The following is a 1952-nucleotide window of genomic DNA, read 5'->3' on the forward strand; positions in this document are numbered from 1 at the left end:
CTTTGGTCGGTAAAGCAGGGAGGGTACCGGCGCTGGCCCTCCTGCTTCTACCGGGTGGTCCAAAGTGCTGCGGTTATTCTATGAATCTAGGCTCGTAAGTCATCATGTCGTTCGGCGTCATGCCAAGATTGGGAAATTGCTCGATCAGTGTTGGGTCAAGTGCTTCCATCGCCGCCTGGTTGGGAACCTTGTAAAGGATGTTCTCGCTTGCCCAGCGATGATTGTCGGCATCTAGCACGTAATTGACGAATTCGTAAGCCGCTGCCTTGTTTTCCGAGCCCTTGAGAATCACCATTGTATCCACCCAGAGGTCGGAACCTTCCTGGGGGATCACGTATTGAATATCAGCGTTTTCAGCAATGCCGTAGTTGCACCAGCCATCCCAGGCATGGACCATCAGCGCTTCGCCTGATACCAGCTTGGCGTAAAATGTCGTATCGTCGTAGGCCAGTAGGCCTTTCTTCGCTTCTATCAGAAGATCGCGAACATCGGCGAGTTTATCGGGATCGGTTTCGTTGACGGAGTAACCTTGGGCGAGAAAACCTGCCCCCAGGAGCCAGCGGTCGGTAGCCAACATTGTGGTTTTACCCTGCAGCTCATCACTGGGAGTTAGCAAGTCGTGCCAAGAGTCAGGCTGCCCGGTGACCAGGTCGGATCGGTAGCACAATCCGGTGGAACCCCATGTGTAGGGTACCGAGTAATGATTCCCAGGATCATGTTCCAGCTGGGTGGCTTCAGGGTACAGGTTGGCAAGATTCGGAATCTGCTCGTGATCGAGCTGCTCCGCTAATCCTAGGTGCTGTAAGACTTCAGCGAAAGGGGATGACACGAAGACGACATCATAGCCTCTACCCTTAGAGGCGATGAGCTTTCCCATTATCTCTTCATTGGTGCCGTGCAAGACGAGTTCGGCCTCGTTGCCGCTAGCTTCCAGGAAGCTATCGAGTGCTTCAGGCGCCATGTAGCCGTCCCAGTTGGAGATGACAAGGGCGTCTGCTGAAGCCGCGCCAGCACCGCAGGCAAGGCCGGCACCAAGAAGTAGTCCAATGCTGGATCGAAAACGCTGCATGTCGAGTCCTCAGTGTTGTTCTTATATTACTCTCCAGAATATATCCGTCGTGGAGATCAGTCGGTGGCCTGCACTTGCTGTCCACCTCATATGCTAGTATTAATCAAACCAATGATACGTCAATGTGTATTCGTTGTTCTTTTCTGCTAGCGGCTGTGGTTCGTTCATCAGCCTTTTCATGGGAGTGCTTGCATGGCTGGAAGTCGCCGGAACAGTCGACAGAATCATATTGCCTTGGCACAGCAGGTGATTGCCCTCGTGCTGGAGCGGGGGATGAGTCCCGGCGATCATCTCCCCGAACAAGTCTTTTCCCAAGCCTGCAGTGTCTCGCGAACGCCGATTCGTGCGGCATTTAAGTTATTGGAAGAAAAGGAAATTCTCTCTTGGAAGGAGGAGGAGGGCTTTTTCCTTGAAATAGGTCGGGCAGACGGACTGACCGAAGCGGCGCATCGGCTGGAGGATATGGAGGATTCTCTGGCCCAAAGAATCCTGTCCGACCGTGCTGATCGGCGTATCGGCGATATTCAGTCCGTCAGTGCATTGGTGCGTCGTTATAATATGACACGCAGCTCGGTACTAAATGCACTAAAAATACTGTCGAGAGATGGGGTGGTGACACAGCTCCCGGGACGGTCATGGGCATTTCAGCCGATGTTCGATACGCCAAAAGCCGTCGATGAAAGTCTCGCCTTCCGCCTCTCGACCGAACCTCAGGCCATTCTTGCACCGGGGTTCATCATGGACATCCAGAAAGCGGGGTTGCTCAAGCTGCGGATGCAAGAGCTTCTTGAAACCCTAGATTCATAGAATAACCGCAGCACTTTGGACCACCCGGTAGAAGCAGGAGGGCCAGCGCCGGTACCCTCCCTGCTTTACCGACCAA

2 protein-coding genes are annotated in these 1952 nt (G+C 53.7%); one reads left to right on the forward strand and one right to left on the reverse strand.

Annotation, left to right across the window (positions count from 1 at the left end; all coding sequences use genetic code 11):
- Positions 1-73: 73 nt before the first annotated feature.
- Positions 74-1069 (reverse strand): polyamine ABC transporter substrate-binding protein, encoded by a 996-nt coding sequence (locus QC821_RS21630; RefSeq protein ID WP_309725592.1) that lies wholly within the window; start codon positions 1067-1069, stop codon positions 74-76.
- 192 nt (positions 1070-1261) lie between these two features.
- Between QC821_RS21630 and QC821_RS21635 the strand changes: the two genes are divergently transcribed.
- The gene (locus tag QC821_RS21635) at positions 1262-1876 is read left to right on the forward strand and encodes a GntR family transcriptional regulator (protein ID WP_309725594.1); all 615 of its coding nucleotides are present in this window, start codon (positions 1262-1264) and stop codon (positions 1874-1876) included.
- Positions 1877-1952: the final 76 nt, after the last annotated feature.

Source organism: Franzmannia qiaohouensis (assembly GCF_031451695.1).
GTDB lineage: Bacteria > Pseudomonadota > Gammaproteobacteria > Pseudomonadales > Halomonadaceae > Franzmannia > Franzmannia qiaohouensis.